The organism is Sphingopyxis sp. NFH-91 (assembly GCF_021401285.1).
GTDB classification, from domain to species: domain Bacteria; phylum Pseudomonadota; class Alphaproteobacteria; order Sphingomonadales; family Sphingomonadaceae; genus Sphingopyxis; species Sphingopyxis terrae_A.
This window is the reverse complement of record NZ_JACBGA010000005.1, coordinates 216,584-240,164: the sequence shown is the minus strand read 5'-3', so window position 1 is coordinate 240,164 and position 23,581 is coordinate 216,584. Positions and strand designations below refer to the sequence as shown.

The 23,581-nt window shown below is 65.8% G+C and carries 24 protein-coding genes; 6 read left to right on the top strand and 18 right to left on the bottom strand.

Annotated elements, in window-relative coordinates:
* Positions 1-18: 18 nt before the first annotated feature.
* Entirely contained in the window at positions 19-468 is a 450-nt protein-coding gene (locus L0963_RS12945; protein WP_234179898.1) for a peptidylprolyl isomerase, read from the bottom strand.
* Positions 469-615: 147 nt separating this feature from the next.
* Between L0963_RS12945 and mgtE the strand changes: the two genes are divergently transcribed.
* Both mgtE and L0963_RS12935 read left to right on the top strand, forming a co-directional pair.
* On the top strand, positions 616-2,076 hold the full coding sequence (mgtE, locus tag L0963_RS12940; protein WP_234179896.1) for a magnesium transporter: 1,461 nt from the start codon (positions 616-618) through the stop codon (positions 2,074-2,076).
* 228 nt (positions 2,077-2,304) lie between these two features.
* Entirely contained in the window at positions 2,305-2,433 is a 129-nt protein-coding gene (locus tag L0963_RS12935; protein WP_003047780.1) for an entericidin A/B family lipoprotein, read from the top strand.
* Positions 2,434-2,445: 12 nt separating this feature from the next.
* Here the strand turns inward: L0963_RS12935 and tatC are convergent, their stop codons facing one another.
* The 9 genes from tatC to L0963_RS12890 form a co-directional block, all read right to left on the bottom strand.
* Positions 2,446-3,261, bottom strand: coding sequence for a twin-arginine translocase subunit TatC (tatC, locus tag L0963_RS12930; protein WP_003047782.1), 816 nt, complete (start codon positions 3,259-3,261; stop codon positions 2,446-2,448).
* A complete protein-coding gene (gene tatB, locus L0963_RS12925; RefSeq protein WP_062902767.1) occupies positions 3,258-3,695 on the bottom strand; it encodes a Sec-independent protein translocase protein TatB in 438 nt (145 codons plus the stop codon). Before tatB ends, tatC begins: the two co-directional genes overlap by 4 nt.
* A 32-nt stretch (positions 3,696-3,727) precedes the next feature.
* Positions 3,728-3,955, bottom strand: a complete 228-nt coding sequence (locus tag L0963_RS12920) for a twin-arginine translocase TatA/TatE family subunit (protein ID WP_062765399.1) — start codon at positions 3,953-3,955, stop codon at positions 3,728-3,730.
* 25 nt (positions 3,956-3,980) lie between these two features.
* Entirely contained in the window at positions 3,981-4,580 is a 600-nt protein-coding gene (gene scpB / locus L0963_RS12915) for an SMC-Scp complex subunit ScpB (RefSeq protein ID WP_062765402.1), read from the bottom strand.
* Positions 4,577-5,347, bottom strand: a complete 771-nt coding sequence (locus tag L0963_RS12910; protein ID WP_234179894.1) for a segregation and condensation protein A — start codon at positions 5,345-5,347, stop codon at positions 4,577-4,579. The genes scpB and L0963_RS12910 overlap by 4 nt, the downstream gene beginning before the upstream one ends.
* 18 nt (positions 5,348-5,365) lie before the next feature.
* Positions 5,366-6,373 carry a beta-N-acetylhexosaminidase gene (gene nagZ, locus L0963_RS12905; protein ID WP_062902769.1) on the bottom strand — a complete coding sequence of 336 codons (1,008 nt, stop codon included), beginning with the start codon at positions 6,371-6,373 and terminating at the stop codon, positions 5,366-5,368.
* 108 nt (positions 6,374-6,481) lie between these two features.
* Entirely contained in the window at positions 6,482-7,255 is a 774-nt protein-coding gene (locus L0963_RS12900; protein ID WP_234179892.1) for an SPOR domain-containing protein, read from the bottom strand.
* Positions 7,255-8,982, bottom strand: coding sequence for an arginine--tRNA ligase (gene argS / locus L0963_RS12895; protein ID WP_234179890.1), 1,728 nt, complete (start codon positions 8,980-8,982; stop codon positions 7,255-7,257). The genes L0963_RS12900 and argS overlap by 1 nt, the downstream gene beginning before the upstream one ends.
* Positions 8,983-9,121: 139 nt before the next feature.
* The gene (locus L0963_RS12890) at positions 9,122-9,733 is read right to left on the bottom strand and encodes a hypothetical protein (RefSeq protein WP_234179888.1); all 612 of its coding nucleotides are present in this window, start codon (positions 9,731-9,733) and stop codon (positions 9,122-9,124) included.
* 206 nt (positions 9,734-9,939) lie between these two features.
* Here L0963_RS12890 and ispH point away from each other — a divergent pair, with 206 nt between their 5' ends.
* From ispH to rnhA, 3 genes are read left to right on the top strand one after another with little or no spacing between them, the layout of a single operon-like run.
* Positions 9,940-10,914 carry a 4-hydroxy-3-methylbut-2-enyl diphosphate reductase gene (gene ispH, locus L0963_RS12885; RefSeq protein WP_062902772.1) on the top strand — a complete coding sequence of 325 codons (975 nt, stop codon included), beginning with the start codon at positions 9,940-9,942 and terminating at the stop codon, positions 10,912-10,914.
* Positions 10,914-11,876, top strand: a complete 963-nt coding sequence (gene thrB / locus L0963_RS12880) for a homoserine kinase (RefSeq protein WP_234179886.1) — start codon at positions 10,914-10,916, stop codon at positions 11,874-11,876. The genes ispH and thrB overlap by 1 nt, the downstream gene beginning before the upstream one ends.
* Before the next feature lie 8 nt (positions 11,877-11,884).
* On the top strand, positions 11,885-12,331 hold the full coding sequence (rnhA, locus tag L0963_RS12875; RefSeq protein ID WP_003047820.1) for a ribonuclease HI: 447 nt from the start codon (positions 11,885-11,887) through the stop codon (positions 12,329-12,331).
* Positions 12,332-12,472: 141 nt separating this feature from the next.
* Here rnhA and L0963_RS12870 read toward each other — a convergent pair whose 3' ends face one another.
* From L0963_RS12870 to aspS, 4 genes are read right to left on the bottom strand one after another with little or no spacing between them, the layout of a single operon-like run.
* Positions 12,473-13,009, bottom strand: a complete 537-nt coding sequence (locus tag L0963_RS12870) for a DnaJ domain-containing protein (RefSeq protein ID WP_062903249.1) — start codon at positions 13,007-13,009, stop codon at positions 12,473-12,475.
* Between the two features lie 53 nt (positions 13,010-13,062).
* A complete protein-coding gene (locus tag L0963_RS12865) occupies positions 13,063-13,848 on the bottom strand; it encodes a polyphosphate kinase 2 family protein (protein ID WP_217372408.1) in 786 nt (261 codons plus the stop codon).
* A gap of 60 nt (positions 13,849-13,908) precedes the next feature.
* The gene (locus tag L0963_RS12860; RefSeq protein ID WP_234179884.1) at positions 13,909-14,793 is read right to left on the bottom strand and encodes an alpha/beta fold hydrolase; all 885 of its coding nucleotides are present in this window, start codon (positions 14,791-14,793) and stop codon (positions 13,909-13,911) included.
* A gap of 4 nt (positions 14,794-14,797) precedes the next feature.
* Positions 14,798-16,588, bottom strand: a complete 1,791-nt coding sequence (gene aspS / locus L0963_RS12855) for an aspartate--tRNA ligase (RefSeq protein WP_062902776.1) — start codon at positions 16,586-16,588, stop codon at positions 14,798-14,800.
* A 192-nt stretch (positions 16,589-16,780) separates the two neighbouring features.
* Here aspS and rnd point away from each other — a divergent pair, with 192 nt between their 5' ends.
* Complete coding sequence (rnd, locus tag L0963_RS12850) at positions 16,781-17,974, top strand: ribonuclease D (protein ID WP_186402320.1); 1,194 nt, start codon at positions 16,781-16,783, stop codon at positions 17,972-17,974.
* Positions 17,975-18,003: 29 nt separating this feature from the next.
* Here rnd and L0963_RS12845 read toward each other — a convergent pair whose 3' ends face one another.
* The 4 genes from L0963_RS12845 to L0963_RS12830 are packed head-to-tail and all read right to left on the bottom strand — an operon-like array spanning position 18,004 to position 23,527.
* The gene (locus L0963_RS12845; RefSeq protein WP_186402321.1) at positions 18,004-19,488 is read right to left on the bottom strand and encodes a Ppx/GppA family phosphatase; all 1,485 of its coding nucleotides are present in this window, start codon (positions 19,486-19,488) and stop codon (positions 18,004-18,006) included.
* A gap of 3 nt (positions 19,489-19,491) precedes the next feature.
* Positions 19,492-21,663, bottom strand: coding sequence for an RNA degradosome polyphosphate kinase (locus L0963_RS12840; RefSeq protein WP_234179883.1), 2,172 nt, complete (start codon positions 21,661-21,663; stop codon positions 19,492-19,494).
* Positions 21,654-22,310 (bottom strand): HdaA/DnaA family protein, encoded by a 657-nt coding sequence (locus L0963_RS12835; RefSeq protein WP_003047844.1) that lies wholly within the window; start codon positions 22,308-22,310, stop codon positions 21,654-21,656. The genes L0963_RS12840 and L0963_RS12835 overlap by 10 nt, the downstream gene beginning before the upstream one ends.
* A complete protein-coding gene (locus L0963_RS12830; RefSeq protein ID WP_234179882.1) occupies positions 22,310-23,527 on the bottom strand; it encodes a heavy-metal-associated domain-containing protein in 1,218 nt (405 codons plus the stop codon). Before L0963_RS12830 ends, L0963_RS12835 begins: the two co-directional genes overlap by 1 nt.
* Positions 23,528-23,581 lie beyond the last annotated feature (54 nt).

Below are 23,581 nucleotides of genomic sequence, written 5' to 3'. Positions count from 1 at the left end.
TCGCAATGACGGAGCGAGTTACGCAACCGTCGCCTTGACGATCTTGCCGGGCTCGCGCGGCGGCTCGCCCTTGGGCAGCGCGTCGACATTTTCCATGCCTTCGATCACTTCGCCCCACACCGTATACTGGCGGTCGAGGAAGCGCGCATCGTCGAAGCAGATGAAGAACTGGCTGTTCGCGCTGTTCGGATTCTGCGCGCGCGCCATCGAACAGACGCCCCGGACATGCGGTTCGGCGTTGAATTCGGCGGGCAGGTCGGGAAGCTTGCTGCCGCCCATGCCGGTGCCGGTCGGATCGCCGCCCTGTGCCATGAAGCCGGGGATGACGCGGTGGAAGACGACGCCGTCGTAAAAGCCTTCCCGCGCGAGTTGGGTGATGCGTTCGACATGCTGGGGCGCGAGGTCGGGGCGCAAGCGGATGACGACGTCGCCGGTCGACAGCGACAGGGTAAGGGTCTGTTCGGACATGGTGTCTCTCCTTCGAATGAGTTGGCGCCGCCATAGCGGCGCGCCGCGCCAATGCCACGCACTAAATTCGGCTGCAGCGTTGCCATGACGCGCGTCCGCGACTAGTGGAGGGCCTTCGACGCCGTAGCAGCCAGGGAGGACCGCGCGATGGACAAACGCGAAGATTCCCTGCCGCCCGAAGACGTGCTCACCGCCGACGGGCTCGATCATGACCCCGGCCATCCCCCGCGCGAAACCGAAACCGAACTCGACGAAGACGATCGCCTGAAACCCGCGTTCGTGCGCGACGTCATCGATCTTGCCGAAGAGGGCGAGGTCGAGGCGGCGCGCGAACGCGTCGGCCGCCTGCACCCTGCCGACATCGCCGACCTTTTCGAGCTCGTCTCGGACGAAGACCGCCCGCTCCTGGCGCAGGTGCTCGGCGACCTTCTGTCGCCCGACGTGCTGGCGGAAATGAACGATTATGTGCGCGAGCGGCTGATCGATCTGCTCGCGCCCGAACAGGTCGCCGAAATCGCGTCCGAACTCGACACCGACGATGCCGTTGCGATCATCGAGGATATGGAGGAGGACGAGCAGCAGGCCGTTCTCCGCGCCATGGAGCCCGAAGATCGCGCCGCGATCGAGGACGCCCTCTCCTTTCCCGAGGAGTCCGCCGGGCGCCTGATGCAGCGCGAATTCGTCGCGGTGCCCGAACATGTCACCGTCGGCGACGTCATCGACCGGCTGCGCGAGGATGTCGATCTCGCCACCGACTTCTGGGAAATCTTCGTCGTCGACCCGATGCACCGCCCGGTCGGCACCTGCCAGTTGAGCTGGATATTGCGGGCGCCGCGCAGCGTCGCAATCAATGACATAATGAAGCGCGAGCAGACGCTGATCCCGGTCGACATGGACCAGGAAGAGGTCGCGCTGCGCTTCCAGAAATATGCGCTCATCTCGGCCGCGGTGGTCGACAGGGCGGGGCGGCTCGTCGGGATGATCACGGTCGACGACGTCGTCCACATCATCCAGGAAGAGGCGGGCGAGGATATTTTGCGCCTGTCGGGTGCCGGCGACGGCGACATCAACGAACCGATCACGCTGACCATCCGCACCCGGCTGAGCTGGCTGGTCGTCAATCTCGGCACCGCGATGCTCGCAGCATCGGTCGTCGGCATCTTTGAAACCGCCATTGCCAAATATGCGCTGCTCGCAGTGCTGATGCCGATCGTCTCGGGCATGGGCGGCAATGCCGGAACCCAGACGCTCGCCGTGACCGTGCGCGCGATCGCCACCAATCAGCTTACCGCGTCGAACACCATGCGCATGATCCTGCGCGAATTTCGCATCGCGACAGTCAACGGCCTCTCGCTCGGCATTCTGATCGGCGCTGGCACCGCGCTCATCTTCGGCAACCCGCTTCTGGGTGCGGTGATCGCCTCCGCTATGCTCATCAACAATCTGGTTGCGGGGCTCGCGGGCATATTGGTGCCGGTAACGCTCGACCGCTTCGACATCGATCCGGCGGTATCGTCGGCCGTCTTTGTAACGACGATGACCGACATGATGGGCTTTTTCTCGTTCCTCGGGCTTGCGGTGCTAAGCGGCCTGACGGCGATGGGCTGACCCAAATCGCTGGATTTGCACGCTTCGCCGGGCTCCCCGAAAATTTTTTCATCGCGGCGATTTTTTTGCGGAACTTATCCCTCGCAACGCGGGTTTCCCATTTGAGCAGCGATCATCGCCCCCCCGCAGCGCTGCTCAGCAACATTGGCCCGGCTCGCATTCCCTCCCCCCCCCCCCTCGAAGCGCGCCGGGCCATTTTGCAAAAAATCCCGTGAGAGGTGACAGACTATGACGAGTGCTCGCGTAATCCTTCTTACCCTGCTCGCCAGCTTTCTGGTCGCTGGCTGCAACACGGTGAAGGGCGTCGGCCGCGATATCGAATCGGTCGGCCAAGCTGGCGACGACGCCATTCACTGATCGGCAGGTTACTTACCCTTTAGCCTCTTCCGGAGGCTCGACAGGCGCCGCTTCGGCGCCTGTTTTGCGTCGGCGCTGGGTAAACCAGATCGCAAAGATCGAAATCTCGTAAAGGAAGACAAGCGGCACCGCGAGGAGGAGCTGGCTCATCACGTCCGGCGGCGTGAACACGGCGGCGATCGCGAACGCCGCGACGATCATGTAGCGGCGCGCGCCAATCAGCTGCTGGCGCGTCACCAGCCCGGCGCGCTCGACCAGCATCAAAAGGATCGGCAACAGAAAGGCGATGCCGAACGCCATGATGAACTGCATCACGAAGCTCAGATAATTGCCTACTGACGGCAGCGCCTCCTGCGTTACGCCGCCGATCTCGCCCTGATAGCCGAGCAGGAATTTCAGCGCGATCGGGATCGTGATGAAATAGGCGAAGGAGGCGCCGATCGCGAACAGGACCGGCGTTGCGAAGAGGAAGGGCAGCAGGGCGCGCTGCTCCTTGCGATAAAGGCCCGGCGCGACGAATTTCCACAGCTGATTGGCGATCACCGGAAAGGCGATCATCATCGCCGCAAACAGCGCAACCTTGATCTCGACGAAAAACGCCTCGAACAATTGCGTGTAGATCAGCTTGCCCTGCCCCGCCGCGACGAGCGGGTGCACCAGCACGCCGAAGATCGGTCGCGCGAAATAGAGGCACACGCCGAATGCGAGCGCGATCGCGAGTAGCGATTTCAGCAACCGCGACCGCAGCTCGATCAGATGGTCGAGCAGCGGCATCTTGCCGCCCGCGCCATCCTCATCCTCTTTATGAACCGGCGTATCGGCGCTCATGGTAACGGGCCGTCCTTCGGCGGAACGGCGTGGGTTTCCGGCGGAGTTTCGGTCGACGTACCGGACGGGGCGGCGGTAGGCGGCGTCAGGGCCGCGGAATGATCGGGATCGACGGGCGGCGTTTCGCCGGCGTCGGCCGCCGCCGCGTCGGGCAGCGAGGTCGCCGGAATCATCGGCGGCGCATCGACGCCATCGAGGCGCGGGAACTGGCGCATGATCGCGTCATTCTGTTCGCGCCACTGCTTTTCCAGCTCCTCAAGCTCGGCCTCGCGCATCATCGTGTCGAGTCCCGAACGGAAGTGACGCGCCATGCCGCGGGCCTTGGCGACCCATTTGCCGACAAAACGCATCGCCTTCGGCAGATCCTTGGGTCCGATGACGACCAGGGCTACCACCACGACGAGCAGCAACTCGGTCGGCGCGACGTCGAACATCGTTCAGGCCTTCCCCCGCGTGCGGGCCGCGATCAGCGGTTTTCGGTTTCCGCGGTGGGGGTCGGGGTGGCCTCGGGCGCGCGCTGACCGTCGATCTGGCGCGGTGCGGGCGGCGGCACATCGTCTTCGGCCATGCCCTTCTTGAAGCTTTTGATGCCCTTGGCGACGTCGCCCATCATGTCCGAAAAGCGACCCTTGCCGAACAATAGCAGGACGAGAATCCCGACCACGAGCCAGTGCCAGATGCTGAAGCTACCCATCTCAAATTCTCCTTGAGGCCGCTATCTAGGCTTCCTCGCCGTCTTTTACTAGGTCCAGTTCGTCCATCGCCGCATCGAAGGCGAGATCGACCGGGTCGAGCAGGCCCGCCGCGCGCAGATCCTCGATCCCGGGCAGATCCTTGCGGCTCGCGAGCCCGAAATGCTGCAGGAAAGCGTCGGTGGTCTTGTAGATCAGCGGCCGCCCCGGCACCTCGCGCCGCCCGGCAGGCGCGATCCATTCGGCCTCCATCAGCACGTCCAGCGTCCCTTTCGACGTCTGAACGCCGCGGATCGCCTCGATCTCGGCGCGGCTCACCGGCTCGTGATAGGCAATGATCGCCAGCACTTCCGCCGCGGCGCGCGACAGCTTGCGCGGATCGTCGCGTTCGCGGCGGAGCAGATGCGCAAGATCGGCGGGGGTCTGGAAATGCCAGTGGCCGCCGCGCTCGACCAGTTCGATACCGCTCCCCGCGTGGCGCGCCGCGATCGCCTGCAGAATCGCGCGCACTTCGCCCGGCGTCAGTTCGTCGTGGAAACGCCCGGCAATCTGTCGCGCATCGAGCGCTTCGTCGCTGGCAAAGACCATTGCCTCTATCGCGCGTTCGCGGTCGTCGATCTCGCTCATCCCTGGCTCGCTTTCAGATAGAGGGGCTCGAACGCCGCCTCCTGCCGCAATTCGACCCGCCCCTGCCGCGCCAGTTCGAGCGCGGCGACAAAGCTCGACGCGATCGCCGACCGGCGCAGCGGCCCTTGATAATCGGGGGGCAGAAAGGCCGACAACTCGGCCCAATCGAGCTGGACGCCCAGCATCCGCTGCAAGTGGGTGAGCGCCGCGTCGAGCGTCACCACGGGACGCCGCGCGACCATATGCACGACGGGTTCGGTGCGCAGCTTGACCTGCCCATAAGCCGAGAGCAGATCGTACAGGCTCGCATCCCAGCGCCGCACCTTCACATCCTGCAACCCCTCGGGATTCGGACGCAGGAAGACGTCGCGGCCGATCCGGTCACGCGCCAGCAGCCGCGCCGCCGCCTCGCGCATCGCCGCGAGCCGCTGCAAGCGCAATTGCAGACGCAGCGCCAGTTCGTCGGGCGACGGGTCTTCGGTCGGATCCTTGGGCAGCAGCAGTGCCGATTTCAGATAGGCAAGCCACGCTGCCATCACCAGATAATCAGCCGCAACCTCCAGTTTTGCGCGCATTTCGGCGATGAAGGTCAGATATTGTTCGACCAGCGCCAGGATCGAAATCTGACGCAGGTCCACCTTCTGACTGCGCGCGAGCGTCAGCAGCAGGTCGAGCGGCCCTTCCCAGCTTTCGAGATTGAGCTGGAGCGCATCCTCGCGCTCCGCCGCTGCCGGCACGACTTCATATTCGAGCGGCAGTTCCTCCATCGATGCCTCAGCCCGCCATCACGCCAGCGCCAGCAGCGCGTCGCGCTGGTCGATCAGCGCCGCGAACTGGCGCTCGTCGTGCATCCCGGCGATCCGCTCCATCGCGCCTTCGAGCCGGGCGAGCGAGTCCGCGCCGATGGGGTCGAGTGCGTTGGCGATGCCGACCATGTCGTCCATCTTCGCCCAGCAGTTGAGCGCCAGGTCGCAGCCCGCGGCGATCGCCGCCGCCGCGCGCGTCGGGACGTCGCCCGACAGCGCCTCCATATCGAGGTCGTCGGTCATCAACAGGCCGTGAAAGCCGATGCGCTGACGGATCACGCTGCCGATGATCGTCGGCGAAAGCGTCGCGGGCAGATCGGGATCCCACGCCTTGAAGATAACGTGGCAGGTCATCGCCATCGCCGCGTCACGCAGAGCAGCAAAGGGCGCAAGGTCGGTCTGCAACTCGCGGTCGTGGGCATCGACGACGGGCAGTGCCTTGTGCGAATCGATCAGCGCACGGCCATGCCCCGGAATATGTTTGACAACCCCGACGACGCCGCCGTCCTGCAATCCGCTCAGGATCGCGCGGCCCAGCGCCGCAACGCGCATCGGCTCGCTGCCCAGCGCGCGATCGCCGATCACATCGCTTGCCCCCGGCTGGCGCACGTCGAGCAGCGGCAGGCAATCGACGGTGATCCCCACTTCGGCAAGCATGGAGGCGAGCGCCATCGCATTGAGCCGCGCCGCCTCGATCGCGCTCGCCGGCGCGCGTTCGTACAGCGCATCGAACGCCGCCCCGCTCGGAAAATCGGGCCATTCGGGCGCCTTCATGCGCGCGACGCGGCCGCCTTCCTGATCGATCAGGATCGGCAGATTGGCGCGCCCGTCAAGCTCGCGCAGCGTGTCGGTCAGGCGGCGAAGCTGGGTGCGGTTCTCGATATTGCGGCCGAACAATATATAGCCCGCGGGCGCGCTGTCGCGAAAGAAAGCGCGCTCGTCGTCGGTCAGCGTCAGGCCCGACAGGCCGAAGATCGCGGGTATCATCGTACGTCAACCTCCACCGGCGGACGCCCCCTCAGGCATCGGCCAAGGGATCGACTATGCCATAGCCGGTGCGGCGAACCAACGGCGGGTGCGGCAAAACGGGCGATATCAACGAACGACGACGCAATTTTCGCCCGCAACACGCAATTTTCCGCACAAATTCGATGCGTTAGCCGCCGTACCCGTCGCCACGCGCAAACGGTAGACGGTGCCGCTCCCGGTCTTCACCGGCGAAACGAACCGGTTCAATTCGGACAGATAGGCAAAGCGCTTGCTCAGATTGCCCCACGCCTTGTTCGCCGCCGCCTCGCTGCTGAACGCGCCAAGCTGAACCAGTCCGGTCGCGGCGCCAGCCGCCTCGGCCTGCGCGCCTGTCGCTTCGCCGGTCTTGACCGACATCGCCGCGGGCTTGGGCTTGCCCTTGTCAGCCGCCGCGATCCGCGCCGCTTCGGCCTTTGCAGCGGCGGCCTTGTCGGCCTGCGCCTTCGCGGCCTCGGCCTGCGCCATCGCGTCGCGTTCGGCGGGTGTCACTGCGGGTTCCTCGGGCATGCGGCTCGGATCGACCTTGCCCCCGGGGGTCAATCCTTCACTCGCCGCAAAACTCGCTGCGCCCTCACCCTCGAACGTCTTGGCGCCGTCGGTCTTTGGCGGCACTTTGTAGTCGCCCTTGTCGGCGACGATCAGCTCGCCCTGCCCGCGCGCGCCGCCGTTCTGGACCCACCACAGCCCGCCGAGCACAGCACCGATCAGCAGAAGCCCGCCGAGCACCATGATGAGCAGGCGCGCGGGCGAGACTTCGGCATCATCCTCGAAACCTTCGGCGGGTTCCAGCCACGGCAGGCGATCCTCGTCCTCCAGCCCCAATCCCGCATCCGTCGCCATCACGCCATCTCCTCGAGCGCCTCCACCCCCATCAGGTGCAGCCCGTTGCGGATAACCTGCCCGATTCCATCGGCCAAATAAAGGCGGGTTGCGGTCAGTTCGGCGTCATTTGCCAAAATGATACGGGCGTCGGGCCGATCGTTGCCCATGTTCCACCACGCATGAAAGGCCGCGGCGACATCGCCCAGATAAAAGGCGATGCGATGCGGCTCGCGCGCCGTCGCCGCCGCCTCGACCGTGCGCGGGAATTGCGCGAGCAGCTTGACCAGCCCCAGCTCATAGGCGTTGAGCCGCGCGATGTCGGGCGCCGCCGCAGCGATACCCGCATCGGCGAGCTTGCGCTTCAGCGATGCGATCCGCGCATGGGCATATTGAACATAGAAGACCGGATTGTCGCGCGACGCCTCGACCACCTTGGCAAAGTCGAAATCCATCTGCGCGTCAGCCTTGCGCGTCAGCATGGTAAAGCGCACCGCATCCTTGCCGACCTCATCGACGATGTCGGCGAGCGTGACGAAATTGCCCGCACGCTTCGACATCTTGAACGGCTCGCCATTCTTGAGCAGCCGGACCATCTGGACCAGCTTGACGTCGAACTTCTTGGCGCCGCCGGTCAGCGCCGCGACCGCCGCCTTGATGCGCTTGACCGTCCCCGCATGGTCTGCGCCCCAGATGTCGATCAATTCGTCGGCGTCCTGCGCCTTCTGATAATGATAGGCGAGGTCGGCGCCGAAATAGGTCCAGCTCCCGTCCGATTTCTTGATCGGCCGGTCCTGATCGTCGCCGAACTTGGTCGAGCGGAACAGCGGCAGTTCAACCGGCTCCCAATCCTCGGGCGTCTCGCCCTTCGGCGCTTCGAGCACACCGTCATAGACCAGGTCATGCTCGCGCAGCCATTTTTCGGCGGCGGCGGGCTTGCCCTCGGCCTGTAGCTCGGCCTCCGACGAGAAGAGATCATGATGGATGCCCAGCTTGGCGAGGTCGGCGCGGATCATGTCCATCATCGCGCTCACCGCCTCGGCGCGGAACAGGCCGAGCCACGCGCTTTCGGGCGCGCCGACATAGCGGTCGCCATATTCGGCGGCGAGCTTTTCCGCGACGGGCTTCAGATAATCGCCGGGATAGAGCCCCTCGGGAATCGCGCCGATATCTTCGCCCAGCGCCTCGCGGTAGCGCATGTGGACCGAGCGCGCGAGCACATCGACCTGCGCACCGGCGTCGTTGACATAATATTCGCGCGTGACCTTGTGCCCCGAATATTCGAGCAGCGCCGCCAACGCGTCGCCCACCACCGCGCCGCGGCAATGGCCCACGTGCATCGGGCCGGTCGGGTTCGCCGACACATATTCGACATTGACGCGCCGCGCGGCGCCCATCGCCGAGCGGCCATAATCGCCCGCCTCGGCATGGACCAGCGCCAGCTCGCCGCGCCAGCTATCGTCGGCGACGCGCAGGTTGATGAAGCCCGGTCCGGCGACGCTCGCTTCGGTCACTTCGCCGATTGCCGTCAGTTCGCCGACGAGCAGTTCGGCGAGCGTGCGCGGGTTCGTCCCTGCGGGCTTGGCGAGCACCATTGCGGCGTTGGTCGCGACATCGCCATGCGCCGGGTCGCGCGGCGGTTCGACGCTGATCGCCCCGCGATCGAGCCCGGAGGGCAGTGCCCCGCGCGCGACAAGCGCATCCAGAGCGGTATCGATATGGTCGGAAAAACGGCTGAACAGGGTCATGGGTCAGGTCAATCTTCGGTCAAAAGGTCGGTCGGCGCCCTACCGCAGCTTGGCAGGCACGAAAAGCCCCGCGTCGCCCGGATGGCGGCGCAGGGTGAAACGGATGCGAACGGCGCGCGCATGCGCGCCGCCGCGACGCCTATCGTCGGACGTTATATTCGAGCTGTTCCTGCGTCAGCTGAAAGCCGACGAGCAGTTCGAAGCTCGCGCGCTGCACCGCGGCGCGCACTTCGGGGATGCTCAGCGGGTCGATCGCGGCGTCGGCATCGCCGGCGCGGCGCTTGCGGTTGATGCGTTCCTGCACATCAGCGGGCAGCGTCGCGGCGGCGCGGTCGACATAGGCGGCCGCCTGGGCATGGCCGCTGCCGCGCGTCTGGCCTTCGGGGAAGGAGACGGTGACGGTGCCGAGCCGCTTGGCCACGACCGCGGTGCCGCCCTGGACGACGGTCGCGAAATAGGGAAGCTCGACCGTCCGGGCCGGGCCGGCATCGCGGCGCGTCGCCACGACGTCGAAATCGGCAAGCTGATAGACTTTCTCCGCCTGGTCGTTGCACTGCGGCACAACATGGGTGATCGTCGCGACGACGTCGACCGCGCTCGCATCGCGGCTCGTCGCCGGATCGAACAGCGTGATGTCGCCGGTGTGCAGCGGCACGGCAACCGCCGGACAAGCGCTGCGCGTCGCGGTGATGCCGACGCCCGACGACAGGTCGATATCATTGTCCTTCGCGCACCCCGCGACCATGACCATGGCGGCCGCGCCGCACAGCATGGCAATTGATTTACGGGGCGGGACGAAACTGGGCATCATGATATAGCTTTCCAATCAGGCGCGGGCCGCGGAGGACGAACGTCACCGCTCCATGCGCGCCGCTTCTTATCGGTGCGATGAACAAGGCGCAACATGGACGAAGCGGCTTTACCTTGTCACGGCCGCTGCGCTAGAGCGCGCGGGTCATGACAGATCTTACGCAATCCGCCGCCGAAGCCCCGGAACTCAAGGTTTTGGTGGCTGCCCCACGCGGCTTTTGCGCCGGCGTCGACCGGGCGATCCGCATCGTCGAGCTCGCGATCGAGCGTTATGGCGCGCCCGTCTATGTCCGGCACGAGATCGTCCATAACCGCTATGTCGTTGAATCGCTGAAGGCGAAGGGGGCGATTTTCGTCGAATCGCTCGATCAGGTACCCGACGGCGTTCCGGTCGTGTTCAGTGCGCACGGCGTTCCCAAGGCGGTTCCGGCAAAGGCCGAAGCGCGCGGGCTCGACTATATCGACGCGACCTGTCCGCTGGTCTCCAAGGTCCACAAACAGGCCGAGCGCGCCAACGAACAGGGCCGTCACATCATCTTCATCGGCCACGCCGGCCACCCCGAAGTCATCGGCACGCTCGGCCAATTGCCTGATGGCGCAATGACGCTGGTCGAATCGGTCGACGATGTCGCCGCGCTGTCGCCCGCCGATCCCGATAATCTCGCCTTCCTGACCCAGACCACATTATCCGTCGACGACACGCGCGACATCGTGGCGGCGCTGCAGCATCGCTTCCCCACCATCCAGGGGCCGCGCGGCGAGGATATCTGCTATGCCACGTCGAACCGGCAGGAAGCAGTGAAAGCAATCGCCGGCCAGTGCGACCGCGTCATCGTCATCGGCGCGCCCAACAGCTCGAACAGCCTGCGTCTCGTCGAAGTCGCGGAACGGCTTGGCACCCCTGCCCATCTCGTCCAGCGCGGCACCGACGTCGAACCCGCATGGCTGGCCGGGATCGCGACGCTTGGCATTACCGCCGGAGCCAGTGCGCCAGAAACGCTGGTGCGCGAGGTAATCGACGCGGTCGCGGCGCATCGCGCGATCGTCGAGGACGTTGTCGTCACGGCCGAGGAGCATATGACCTTCAAGCTCCCCCGCGGGCTCGAGCCGGCGGCCGCCTGATGGCCGTCTATACCGCGGTCGACCCCGACGATCTCGCCGCGCTGGTCGGCCGTTACGACATCGGCAGGGTGCTGTCGTGCAAGGGCATTGCCGAGGGCGTCGAAAACAGCAACTTCCTGCTCGAAACGACCGGCGGGCGCTTCATCCTGACGCTGTACGAAAAGCGGGTGCAGGAGGGCGACCTGCCCTTCTTTGTCGATCTGCTCGGCCATCTCGCACGGCGAGGCTGCCCGGTGCCGGCGATGATCCGCGACCGCGACGGCCGCGCGATCCAGCAGATTTCGGGGCGCCCCGCCTGCATCATCCAGTTTCTCGCGGGCATTTCGCTGACGCATCCGACCCCCGCGCAATGCGCCGCTGCGGGTGCCGCGCTCGGCGCGATGCACAAGGCGGTCGAAGATTTTTCCGGCGCCCGTGAAAACAGCATGGGCCGCGCGCATTGGCGCGGCGTCGCCGCCGCTGCGGGCGATCTGGACACCGTGCTTGCCGGGCTGCAGGCAATCGTCGATGGCGAGCTTGCCTTCCTCGACGATCGCTGGCCGGCGGACCTGCCGCGCCACGTCATCCACGCCGACCTGTTCCCCGACAATGTGCTGATGCTCGGCGATCGCGTGACCGGCCTCATCGACTTTTATTTCGCGGCGACCGACTTTCGCGCCTTTGACCTCGCGGTCACCCATGCCTCTTGGACCTTTTCCGACGACGGCCGGACCTGCGACAGTGCCCGCGCGTCGGCGCTGATGCGCGGCTATGCCTCGGAAATCGATCTCAGCGCGGACGAAGTCGCCGTGCTGCCGCTGCTCGCACGCGGCGCTGCGCTGCGCTTTCTGCTCACCCGCGCGCACGATTGGATCCACACCCCCGCTGACGCGCTGGTCACACGCAAGGATCCCGCGCCCTTCCTCGAACGCCTGCGCCGCTACCAGGCCGCCGACGCCGCCGACCTGTTCCGCGCGGGATGAGCGCTGCAATGGGCAAAGGCCATACCGTAATCGTCGCGACCGACGGCGCCTGCAAGGGCAATCCCGGCCCCGGCGGCTGGGGCGCGGTGCTGCGCTGGGGCGATGTCGTCAAGACGCTGTCGGGCGGCGAGGCGGATACCACCAACAACCGCATGGAGTTGCTCGCCGCGATCGAGGCGCTGGCCGCGCTCAAGCGCCCGTGCAAGGTCGAACTGTCGACCGACAGTGTCTATGTCCGCGACGGCATCACCAAATGGGTCCATGGGTGGCAGCGCAACGGCTGGAAGACCGCCGCGAAAAAGCCTGTCGCCAACGCCGACCTGTGGCAACGCCTGGTGCGCGAGGCCGCACGGCACGAGATCGAATGGCTGTGGGTCAAGGGCCACGCCGGCCACGGTGACAACGAACTCGCCGACAAGCTCGCGAGCGACGCCGCGTTGGCGATCAAACGCTAGGCGGCACGGGCCGACGCGATGCGGCTAACCCTGTGCGGCAGTGGGGAGCAGCAGACGTTGCCGAAATCTCTTTTGCGTACCCCGGCCTTCGCCGGGGTAAACAATATCAATGCCGCCCCTCTATTCGTTCGCAAAGCGCGCTCAGGCCGGCTTCCAGCTCTTGCGGTCTTCGGCCTGCTTCAGCACCTCGAACGCCGCCTGCCCGGCCGCGAAGCGTTTGGCAGCGTCGGCGTCGCCGGGCTTGACGTCGGGGTGGCATTCCTTGGCATAGGCGCGCCAGGCCTTTTTGGCCGCGTCGAAGTCGGCGTCGCTGTCGAGCCCGAACACCTCCAGCGCTCGCATCTCGTCCGCGCTGCGACTGCCGTCGCCCGGGCCGCCCCAGCCATAATGCTGTGCGCGGGCGTAACTGCGTGCGCCCTGCGCCTCTTCGGCGGCGCGCGCCGCAGCGTCTTCGGCGCTCAGGCCTGCGAAATAGTCCCAGCCGCGATTATATTCAGCGGCATGGGCTTCGCAGAAATACCAGCGTTCAGGACTGTTGGGCGATTTGGGTGCGGGGCATCGTCCGGGGGCGTCGCAACCATGGCGGTCGCACAGACGAACCTTTTGCGCCTCGCGGCCCTGCCCATAGGCGCGCCAGCGGGGGAAACCCCAATCGTCGGATCTCTTGGCGCGGCTCATCGGGACCATGTAGCGGCTCACGGCAGCGATTGCTACCCGAGCCGGCCAAAATCCTAAGTCTTTGGTTTATATCCGAACGCCTTTTGCGCCAGCTTCACGACAGCGGGATCGCGGTCGGGCGGGATCATCGGAACCGCCGCCTCCAGCGTGGCCGCAACATGCGACAGCGCCGCGATCCGCGCCGCCTTCTTGTTGTTGCCGTCGATAACCTTCCACGGCGCCCAGCGCGTATCGGTGTGCGCGAACATGTCGTGCATCGCGTCCAGATAGGCGCCCCGGTGCGCGCGGTTGCGATAATCCTCAAGCCCGGTTTTCCAACGCTTCCACGGATCGTCGAGGCGGTCGGCAAGGCGCTTGTCCTGCTCGGCCTGAGTCACATGGACGAACAGCTTGACCAGATTGGTGCGGCTGCCGGTCAGCTGCGCCTCGAACTCGTTGATCTCGTCAAAGCCTTTGCGCCATTCGGCCTCGGTCGCGAACCCCTCGACCCGCTCGACAAGGACGCGGCCGTACCAGCTCCTGTCAAAGATCGAGATGTCGCAATTGCCAGGCAGGCGGGTCCAGAAACGCCACAGGAAATGACGCGCCTTTTCCTCGTCGGTGGGGGCGCCGATCGGCCAGACCTCGAAATAGCGGGGATCGAGCTGCGCGGTCAGGCGCTGGATGATCCCGCCTTTCCCCGCCGCGTCCCAGCCTTCGAGCATGATGATGCTGCGCTGCCCATGGGTGATGTGCGCCGCCTGGACATTTTCGAGCCGCGCCTGCAGCGCCGCCAGATCCTTGGCATAATCGCCGTCATATTTGGCGCCGGCTTCATAGTCGGCGAGGTCGATCGTCATCCATCCATCCCCTTGGTCCGCGACCGCTGCTAACACAGCAGCGCGGTCGATGCGACGGGGTTAACCCTGAATGGCGGCAAGATCGGCGAGCTGCGCGGCGACGCGCGCGGGGGCTTCCATCGGGATGAAATGGCTATGCTCGTCCCAGCGCTCGTCGCGCACCGCGCCGATATGCGCGCCGAGCCCCGGCCAGGTGGGACTTTGGGAAAAGTCCATCGAATCGCCGCGTTCGCCGCTCGGCGCGCGGATCAGCGTCACCGCCGCCGCCAGCCCCGATAGCCAGCGATAGGGGTCGATGCGCAGCGCATTCTGATAGACCGACGCCTCGAGGCGCGGCGGACAGGCCAGCTCCAACCCCGTCCCTCCGGACGCGGGCAGCAGGCCATAGCGGCAATAATCATCCAGCACCGCCGGTTGCCAATGTGCATAGGGCGGACGATCGGCGAAGCGCGCGCGCATCTGTTCTGCGCTGTCCCAATTATCGCGCCGACGCGCCACGGGATGCTCGGCGGGATCGGGGATCGGTAGCGCATCCTGACCCGCATAAAGGTCGGGCGCCATGATGACCGGATCGATCAGGACAAGGTGACGAAAGGCATCGGGCCGCTGCGCCGACAGACGGGTCAGCGCATGCCCGCCCATGCTGTGCCCGCACCCGATCAGCGGCGTTCCGGCAAAGCGATCGATGAGCGGCAACAGCGCGTCGCCGGTCGCGCCCCAATCGGCGAGCGTCGCGGGGCGATAGCTGCGCCCATGCCCGCGATGATCGGGCGCGATGACATGCGTGCCTTGCGGCAAGGCGGCGACGACCTGGTCCCACAGCCGCGCATGAAACCCCGTCGCATGAAGCAGCAGCAGCGACGGCCCCGCCCCCGCGGTCCCCCATTCGAACCAGCAGATGTCGCCTTCCGGCGTAGCGAGCCGGTGTTCGCGCGGCCCGTTCATCGGGTCAGCTCTTCGGCCCGTCCACCAGACGGATATGCAATTCCTTGAGCTGCTTCTCGGAGACCGGTGCCGGTGCGCCCATCATCAGATCTTCGGCCTTTTGCGTCATCGGGAAGACAATCACCTCGCGAATGTTCGGCTCGTCGGCGAGCAGCATCACGATGCGGTCGACGCCCGGCGCCGAACCGCCATGCGGCGGCGCACCGAACTTGAAGGCGTTGATCATGCCCGCGAAATTGGTGTCGACATCCTGCTGGCTGTAGCCCGCAATCTCGAACGCCTTGTACATGATATCGGGGCGGTGGTTCCGGATCGCCCCCGACGACAGTTCGACGCCGTTGCAGACGATGTCATATTGATAGGCGAGGATGTCGAGCGGGTCCTTGGTTTCCAGCGCCTCCATCTCGCCCTGCGGCATCGAGAAGGGATTGTGGCTGAAATCGATCTTGCCGGTTTCCTCGTCGGCCTCGAACATCGGGAAATCGACGATCCAGCAGAATTCGAAGCGACTCTTGTCGATAAGATCAAGCTGTTCGGCGACGCGGGTGCGTGCAAGACCGGCGAGCTTCGCCGCCTTGGCTTCCGGGCCCGCGGCGAAGAAGATGCCGTCGTTCGGGCCGAGACCCATCGCATCGGCGATTGCCTTCATGCCTTCCTGGCCGTGGTTGTTGGCGATCGGGCCGCCGAACACGCCGTCTTTCTGCGTCGCATAGCCCAGCCCCGGAAAACCCTCGGACTGCGCCCAGCTGTTCATTTCGTCGAAGAATTTGCGGCTCTTCTCGTGCGTTTCGGGCGCGGCAACGGCGCGGACGACCTGCCCTTCCTCGACCATCGAGGCGAAGCGGCCGAAGCCCGAGCCCTTGAAGAAATCGCCCACGTCATGGACGAGCAGCGGGTTGCGCAGGTCGGGCTTGTCGCTGCCATATTTCAGCATCGATTCGCGGTAGGGAATGCGCTGGAACGGCAGCGGCGACACGGTGCGGCCCTTGCCGTCGAAATCGGCGAACTCCTCGAACACGCCGTGCAAGACGGGTTCGATGGCGTTGAAGACGTCGTCCTGCGTGACGAAGCTCATCTCGAAATCGAGCTGGTAGAATTCGCCCGGCGAACGGTCGGCGCGCGCATCCTCGTCGCGGAAACAGGGTGCGATCTGGAAATAGCGATCGAAGCCCGCAACCATCAGCAGCTGCTTGAACATCTGCGGCGCCTGCGGCAGCGCATAGAATTTACCGGGGTGGACGCGGCTGGGCACCAGATAGTCGCGCGCGCCCTCGGGGCTGCTCGCGGTCAGGATCGGGGTCTGGAACTCGGTGAAGCCCTGGTCGATCATACGGCGGCGCAGCGACGAAATGACGTTCGAGCGCAGCACGATATTCTTGTGCAGCCGTTCGCGGCGGAGATCGAGGAAGCGGTTGGTGAGGCGGATTTCTTCGGGATATTCGGCCTCGCCGAACACCGGCAGCGGCAGGCGGTCGGCCGCCGACTGCACTGTCACCGCGCTCGGATAGATTTCGATCTCGCCGGTCGCAAGCTTGGGGTTCAGCGTCTCGGGCGACCGCGCGGCGACCTTGCCAGTGAAGGTCAGGACGGACTCGGGGCCGACGCCATTGACCGTCGGATACAGGTCCGAATCCGTCTCCACCACGATCTGGGTGATGCCATAATGGTCGCGAAGATCGACGAAGAGCACATTCGCATGCTCGCGCGTCCGGTGCACCCAACCCGAAAGACGGACTTCCTCGCCGACGTTGGCGGCGCGAAGGTCGGCGCATGTGTGGGTGCGATAGGCGTGCATTATGTTCGTCTTTCAAATGTCCGGGGAGGCGCGCCGGAAAACGTGCCGATATGGCCGCGCCTAAGGCAGGTCGCGGGGCCTTTTGTCAAGGGTGGACCCGCGATTCGCCCCGAACGGCGCCGCCCATGTCCCTGCGATGAACAGCGGTAAATTTTCCTGACGATTATGCTGCGGGCGCTGTATAGGCTCCCCATGCAAATTCATCCGTTAATCGAGTCCAGCGAAGCGCTTCACCAGTTTGTCGACCTGATCAAGGGCAGCGACTTCATCGCCGTCGACACCGAATTCATGCGCGAAAACACCTTCTGGCCCGAACTGTGCCTGATCCAGGTGGCCGATGCACACCACGCCGCCGCCATCGATCCGATGGCGCCGGGCATCGACCTCGCCCCGCTGCTCGACCTGCTCGTCGACAATGAAGATGTCCTCAAGGTCTTCCACGCGGGCGGGCAGGATGTCGAAATCATCTTCAACCTGACCGGCAAGACGCCGCACCCGATCTTCGACACCCAGATCGGCCAGATGGCGCTCGGTCAGGCCGAACAGGTCGGCTATTCGAATCTCGTCGAGGCCTGGCTCGGCCTGCAGCTCGACAAGGGCGCGCGCTTTACCGACTGGAGCCGCCGGCCGCTCGACAAGCGGCAGATCGACTACGCGATCGGCGACGTCACCCATCTGGCCAAAATTTTCCCGATGATGCTCAAAAAGCTCATCAAGACGGGCCGCGGCCACTGGCTCGACGAGGAAATGGAAAAGCTCGCCGATCCGTCCAACTATGCGATCGACCCCGAAAAGGCGTGGCAGCGGATCAAGGTGCCGTCGCGCAAGCTCGACGCGCTCGGCCGGCTCAAGGCCCTCGCCGCATGGCGCGAGCGCGAGGCGCGCAACAAGAATCTGCCGCGCGGACGCATCGTCAAGGACGAGACGCTCGCCGACCTTGCCGCGCATCCGCCGAAAAATCAGGACGGCCTCGGCAGCGTGCGCGGCCTGTCGGCGACATGGCGGTCGAACGACATCGGCGGGCGGCTGATGGACGCGCTCGCGAGCGCCAAGCCGTTGCCCAAGGACGACATGCCCGACCGCGCCCCGCGCGGTCCGGGGCTGGGCAAGGAAGGCGCGCTCGTCGCCGATCTGCTCAAGCTGCTGCTCAAGATCCGCTCGCGCGAACTCAATGCCGCGGCGCGGCTCATCGCGCGCAGCGACGATCTCGAAGCGCTTGCGGCCGGGCGTCGCGACGATATCCCGATGATGAAGGGCTGGCGCTACGACGTGTTCGGCCACGCCGCGCTCGACCTTGTCGAAGGCCGCGTCGGCTTTGCGGTCAAGAACGGCAAGCTGGTGATGAGCGAGATCGAAGCCCCCGCCCCGGCCGAAACCGACGCCTGAGGGCGCGCCTGCGCGCCCTCCCATTCTGCTCAGAGCAGCACCAGCTCCGGCTTGACCCCGAACGCCTGCGCCAGCGCGCGCAGGCGCCGGTCGACCGATTCGCCCGCCAGATGATGCCAGCCGGGATCGAGGCTGAGCCGTAGCTTGCCGTCGTCGAGCGCGATGGCGCTCGCCTTGAGCGGCGCCTCCACCCCGCCGGTGAGCCGCTGCGCCAGCCGGATGGCAAGCCCCCACTGCCGCGCCCGGTCGATGCGGTCCGCCGGAACGAGGCTGGTCATCGCGGGAAAATCGATGTCGGCGCCGCCGAACCCGGCGTGCAGGGCGCGCGCGAGCAGGATGCGGCCGGGAATGTCGATGCTGCGCCAGTTGCCGTGCAGCCCGATCTCGGTCCCGCGTTCGGCACGGAAATCGGGGTTTGCCGACCAGGCGACATCGCTGAGCAGGCTGGCGGCGAGCCGGATCCGGCCGTCGCTCGCCTCCTCATTGGCGAACAGCGGCGCGATCCACTCGGCGATCGCGCGCCCGTGCGGGGCGAAGCGAGCAAGTCGCCGTCCCTCGAACTCCGCCGCGACGATCAGCGGATCCTGCGCCCGGGTCGCGGGGTCGAGCGCCTGATAGAGCAACCCTTCGCGCAGCCCCGATGAGGAGACGGTCATCTCGGGCACGTCGATGATATTGACCAGCGCCGCGAGTAGCGCCGCGGCATCGGGGAGCGTTGCAGCGCGGTTCGACGCCATCCCCGGAATCGCGCGCAACTCCTCGAAACTCATCCGTTTTGTCGCGCGCAGCAGCCGGCGCAGCGCGGCGCGCGGCATCACATGATGGTCGAGCACCGGCAGCGGGTCCTGCGTCAGTTCGATGTCGAGACGCGACAGCGCGCGCCACGATCCGCCGACAAGATAGAGCGGCAGCCCGGTCATATTGTCCGGCCAGCCCGCGCCCTTGAGCATCTTGCGCACGGATCGCTCGAAAACCTGCTGCCCCTGCTTGCGCAGCGCGGGCAGGCGCAGCACGCCGAGCGGGAAGGACACGCGCCGCCCGACGGTGCCGCCAGACACTTCGGCCAGCTCAAGGCTACCGCCACCTAGGTCGACCGCGATGCCGTGCGCGTCGGGGATTGCCGAGATGACGCCGCAGCCCGCCGCTTCGGCTTCTTCTTCGCCCGACAGCAGGCGGATCTTCAATCCCGCCTCGGCAGCACCGGCGATGAAATCGGGGCCGTTCTCTGCATCGCGCACCGCCGCGGTCGCGACGCATTGCAGGTCCTTCACCTCCATGTGCCGCGCGAGCAGCGCATAGCGGCGCAGCGCGATCAGCCCGCGTTCGGCATCTTCGGGCGCGATGCGATTGTCGATCGCGAGCCCGCGGCCCAGCCCGGCCGGCACCTTTTCGTTGAAGATCACCGCGGGCGCACGCGGCGGCCCTTCATAGACGACGAGGCGGACCGAGTTGGACCCGATATCGATGACGGCGGAACGATGGGCGGTCAGTCGGGTGGAACGGGCGATCGGCAAGTGTCAGTCTTCGCGCATGTTGAAATCGAGGGTCGGCACATCCTGCCGCTTGTGCAGCGCGGTCCCGCGCCCCGAAAGCGAGGGGTTGTTCATGAAATAATGGTGCAGGTTAAACGGCTTGTCGCCCGGATCGACGCGAACATAGGTGCCGTCGGCCTGCAGCACCCAGCTTTGTTCATTGTCGATCAGATTGGCGACCAGCACCTGATCCAATATCTGGTCGTGGACGGTCGGGTTCTCGATCGGGATCATATATTCGACGCGGCGATCGAAGTTGCGCGGCATCCAGTCGGCGCTCGAGATATAGAGCTTGGCGCGCTGGTGCGGCAGGCGCGATCCGTTGGCGAAGGCCCAGATGCGGCTATGTTCGAGGAAACGGCCGACGACCGATTTGACGCGGATCGTCTCCGACAGGCCGGGAACGCCGGGACGCAGGCAACAGATGCCGCGCACGATCAACTCGATCGGCACCCCCGCCGCGCTCGCTTCGTAAAGCTTGTCGATGATGCCGGGATCGACAAGGCTGTTCATCTTCGCCCACAGCCCCGACGGCAATCCCGCCCGCGCCGCCGCAATCTCGGCATCGACAAGCTCGCAAAGATGCGCGCGCATGTTGAGCGGCGACATCGTCACCAGCTCGAGCCGCTCGGGCTCGACATAACCGGTGATATAGTTGAACAGTTGCGCCGCATCGCGCCCTGCGCGCGGATCGGCCGTGAAGAAGCTGAGGTCGGTATAGATGCGCGCGGTGATCGGGTGGTAATTGCCCGTACCGAAGTGGCAATAGGTCCGGTACCCCTGCCCCTCGCGGCGCACGACCATCGAGATTTTGGCGTGCGTCTTCCACTCGATGAAACCGTAGACGACCTGCACCCCGGCGCGTTCGAGCTGGTTCGCCCAGAGTAGATTCTGCTCCTCGTCGAAGCGCGCCTTGAGTTCGACAACCGCCGTCACCGACTTGCCCGCCTCGGCTGCCTCGATTAGCGCGCGGATGACGGGCGACTGGTTGCCGGCACGATAGAGCGTCTGCTTGATCGCGACGACATCTGGATCGGCGGCTGCCTGCCGCAGAAAGGACACGACGACGTCGAAGCTTTCATAGGGGTGATGGACGACGATGTCCTTGGACCGGATCGCCGCGAAACAATCGCCGCCATGTTCGCGGATGCGTTCCGGAAAACGCGGCGAATAGGCCGGGAATTTCAGGTCGGGGCGATCGACATCGACCAGCGCCGACAGCGCCGCGAGCCCTACGAAACCGCCGATCTTCGCCACGATCGCCTCATGCCCCTGAATATCGGCGTTGAGCACTGCGGCCAGTTCGGCCGGCATGTCGGCCTCGAGTTCGAGCAGGATCACCCGCCCGCGCCGGCGGCGGCGGATCGCGGTGCGGAACAGGCGCACCAGATCCTCGGCCTCTTCCTCGATTTCGATGTCGCTGTCGCGGATGATGCGGAACACGCCGATCGAGCGGCTCGTATAGCCGGGGAAAATCAGGTCGGCGAACAGTTCGACCAGATATTCGATCGGCACGAAGCTCGTCGCCTCGCCCGGTACCGGCACCAGTCGCGGCAGCGAAGCGGGGATCATCACCAGTTCGCGCACCGTGTCGCCCGTCGCCTGGCGCTGGAGATCGAAGATCACGCCAAGGCCGCGGTTGGGGATGAAGGGAAAGGGGTGCGCAGGATCGAGCACCTGCGGCGTCAGGATCGGGAATATCTGTTCGCTGAAATATTGGCGGAGCGAAGCGCGCAGTCGCTCGCGCTCCGACCCGGCGCCATGAACGATGACCCCTTGTTCGGCGAGCAGACCGTGCAGCTTCTGCCACTCGCTCTGCTGTTCGTCGACGAGCCGGTTCACCTCGGCCTCGATCTCGGCGAGCTGCTGCCCCGGCGAGCGGCCGTCGGCCGACGGATCGTCGATCCCCTGAAGCTGCTGCCCCTTCAGGCCGGCGACGCGGACCATGAAGAATTCGTCGAGATTGCTCCCCGAAATCGACAGGAAGCGCAGCCGCTCGAGCAAGGGATGCGCCGGATTGCGCGCCTCCTCCATCACCCGCCGGTTGAAGGCGAGCCACGACAGTTCGCGGTTGAAAAAGCGGTCGGGGTTCTTCTTGTCGAAGTCCGGAACCACCGGATCATTATCGGCGCGAAGGGGCTGACCGGTTATCGACATGTGCCTGTTTCCTGCCTTTCGAGCAAATCGGGATCGATGAGCCCCTGTGACAGTAATGTTTCACGCGTAAGACGAATGCTAATGGCGCGCCCTTTTTCGAGCGATGCCGCGTCGAGCGCCGCAACGACGCGGTGGATCATCGCATAGCTGCGCTCCATCCGCGGCACGACATAGGCGGCGACGTCCGGCGAAATCGCCATCCCGCGCTGGGCAAAAAGTGCGTCGATCAGGTCGCGTGCCAGGCAATCGTCGGGCTCGCCGATCGTCAGCACCGGCACTGCGCGCAACCGCGAAGCGAGGTCGGGAAGCGCGATCGCCCATTCGGACGGCGGCGCATCGGCAATGATGAGCAGGGGCGTTCCCGACGCCTGCGCGGCGTTCCAGGCGTGGAAAATCTCCTCTTCGGACACGCTGGCATGACCATCGATCACGCGCCCGCCCGATTCGCGTGCGAACAGCCGCCCCATCAGGCTGCGCCCCGATCCGCGCGGCCCGGTCAGCACCGCAGTGCGCACCGGCCAGGTCGCGACATGGCGCAGATAGCGCACCGCGTCGGCGTTGCTCGTCCCGACGATCAGCGGACCGTCGTTGGCGCCGCCCGCGCTCCAGTCGAGCGGCAGCGCGATCTGTCCCGAACCACGAGGCATCAGCGACTGATCCTGAGCTGGCCGCCGCCTTCCTGCACCTTGAAACCGCGCGCCGCGAGCGCCGCCTTCAGTGCGCCGACGTCGCCGCGGAAGGTGACGCGCATCACCGACATGCCGCCGAGCGCGAGACTGCTCGTCGCGGCCGACTGGACTCCCGAAATACCGCCCACGGCGCGTTCGGTCGCCGAAACCGATTCGACGTCGGGTGATGCATATTGGACCGTGAAGGTCTGCAGCCCCGCAGGCGTCGTCGTCGGCAGGCTGGCGTCGGTCTCGCCGGCCACCACAGTCTCGTCAGTCGCCACCTCTTCGGGCAGATCCTCCTTCTCGACCGGCTTTTCGAGCACGAGATAGGCGTCGGTGCGCAGCTGTCCCGCGGCGAGCGCCTGCGTGTAGAGCGCATCCATCCGTGCCACCGCCTTTTCCATCATGTCGGGAATCGCGGCGGCGTTGGGCGCGGTCATCGTGAAGGCGCCGATCAGGCGGTTGTCGGGGCTGTAGCGCGCGGCGAAATGACCCGTCGCCGGTCCGCCGGGATAGCTGTATTCGACCCGTGCGATCGGGATCAGTACGTCGGCTGCGCCATATTGGTCGAGGATGACGCGCCACCAGATGCGGCCGCGCCGTCCGGTCTGCCCCGCATTAAGCAACAGCGTGTCGGCGCCGGTGCCCGCGGTGCGGACATAGTCGATCGCGCTCTGCCCGGTATTATATTCGGCCCAGGCGCGCTGCCACGCGCTGCGCTGTTCGAATACCTGCTGGATGCCGTCGATCGAATAGACGGGAATCACCAGCAGCGGCGGCGAACGCAGGGTGCGGCCGCTGACGCCCAATATCTGCCCGGCGCGGACGCGGTCGAACTGGACGCCCAGCGTCGCGACATAGCGGCGCGGCCCGACCTGTTCCTTTTCCACCACGATCGCGGTGACGATGCCGTCGAGCACCGAATCGGACAGCGCCGGACCGTCGCTGCCGTTGGTCTTGCGATAGAGTTGCTGCCACCCCTTGCGCTGCGCCTCGCGCCAGCCCTTTTCGCGCGCATCCTCCGGATTGTCGCCGGTTACGTCGATCGCGATGCCGCTCGCCAGAAAATCGCCGCTGCTGTTGATCGGCGTGATGCCGCGGTCGCCATGCGCGATCTGCCCCTGGACGAGGCCCGCGATCAGAACTGCCAGGAACAGCCCGAACATCGCCGCCCAGCGCCGATCGCGAGGCACGAACGAGCGGAGCGGGAGACCGGGAGTCGAACGAGGGAAAGCGGCCGAAGTCAT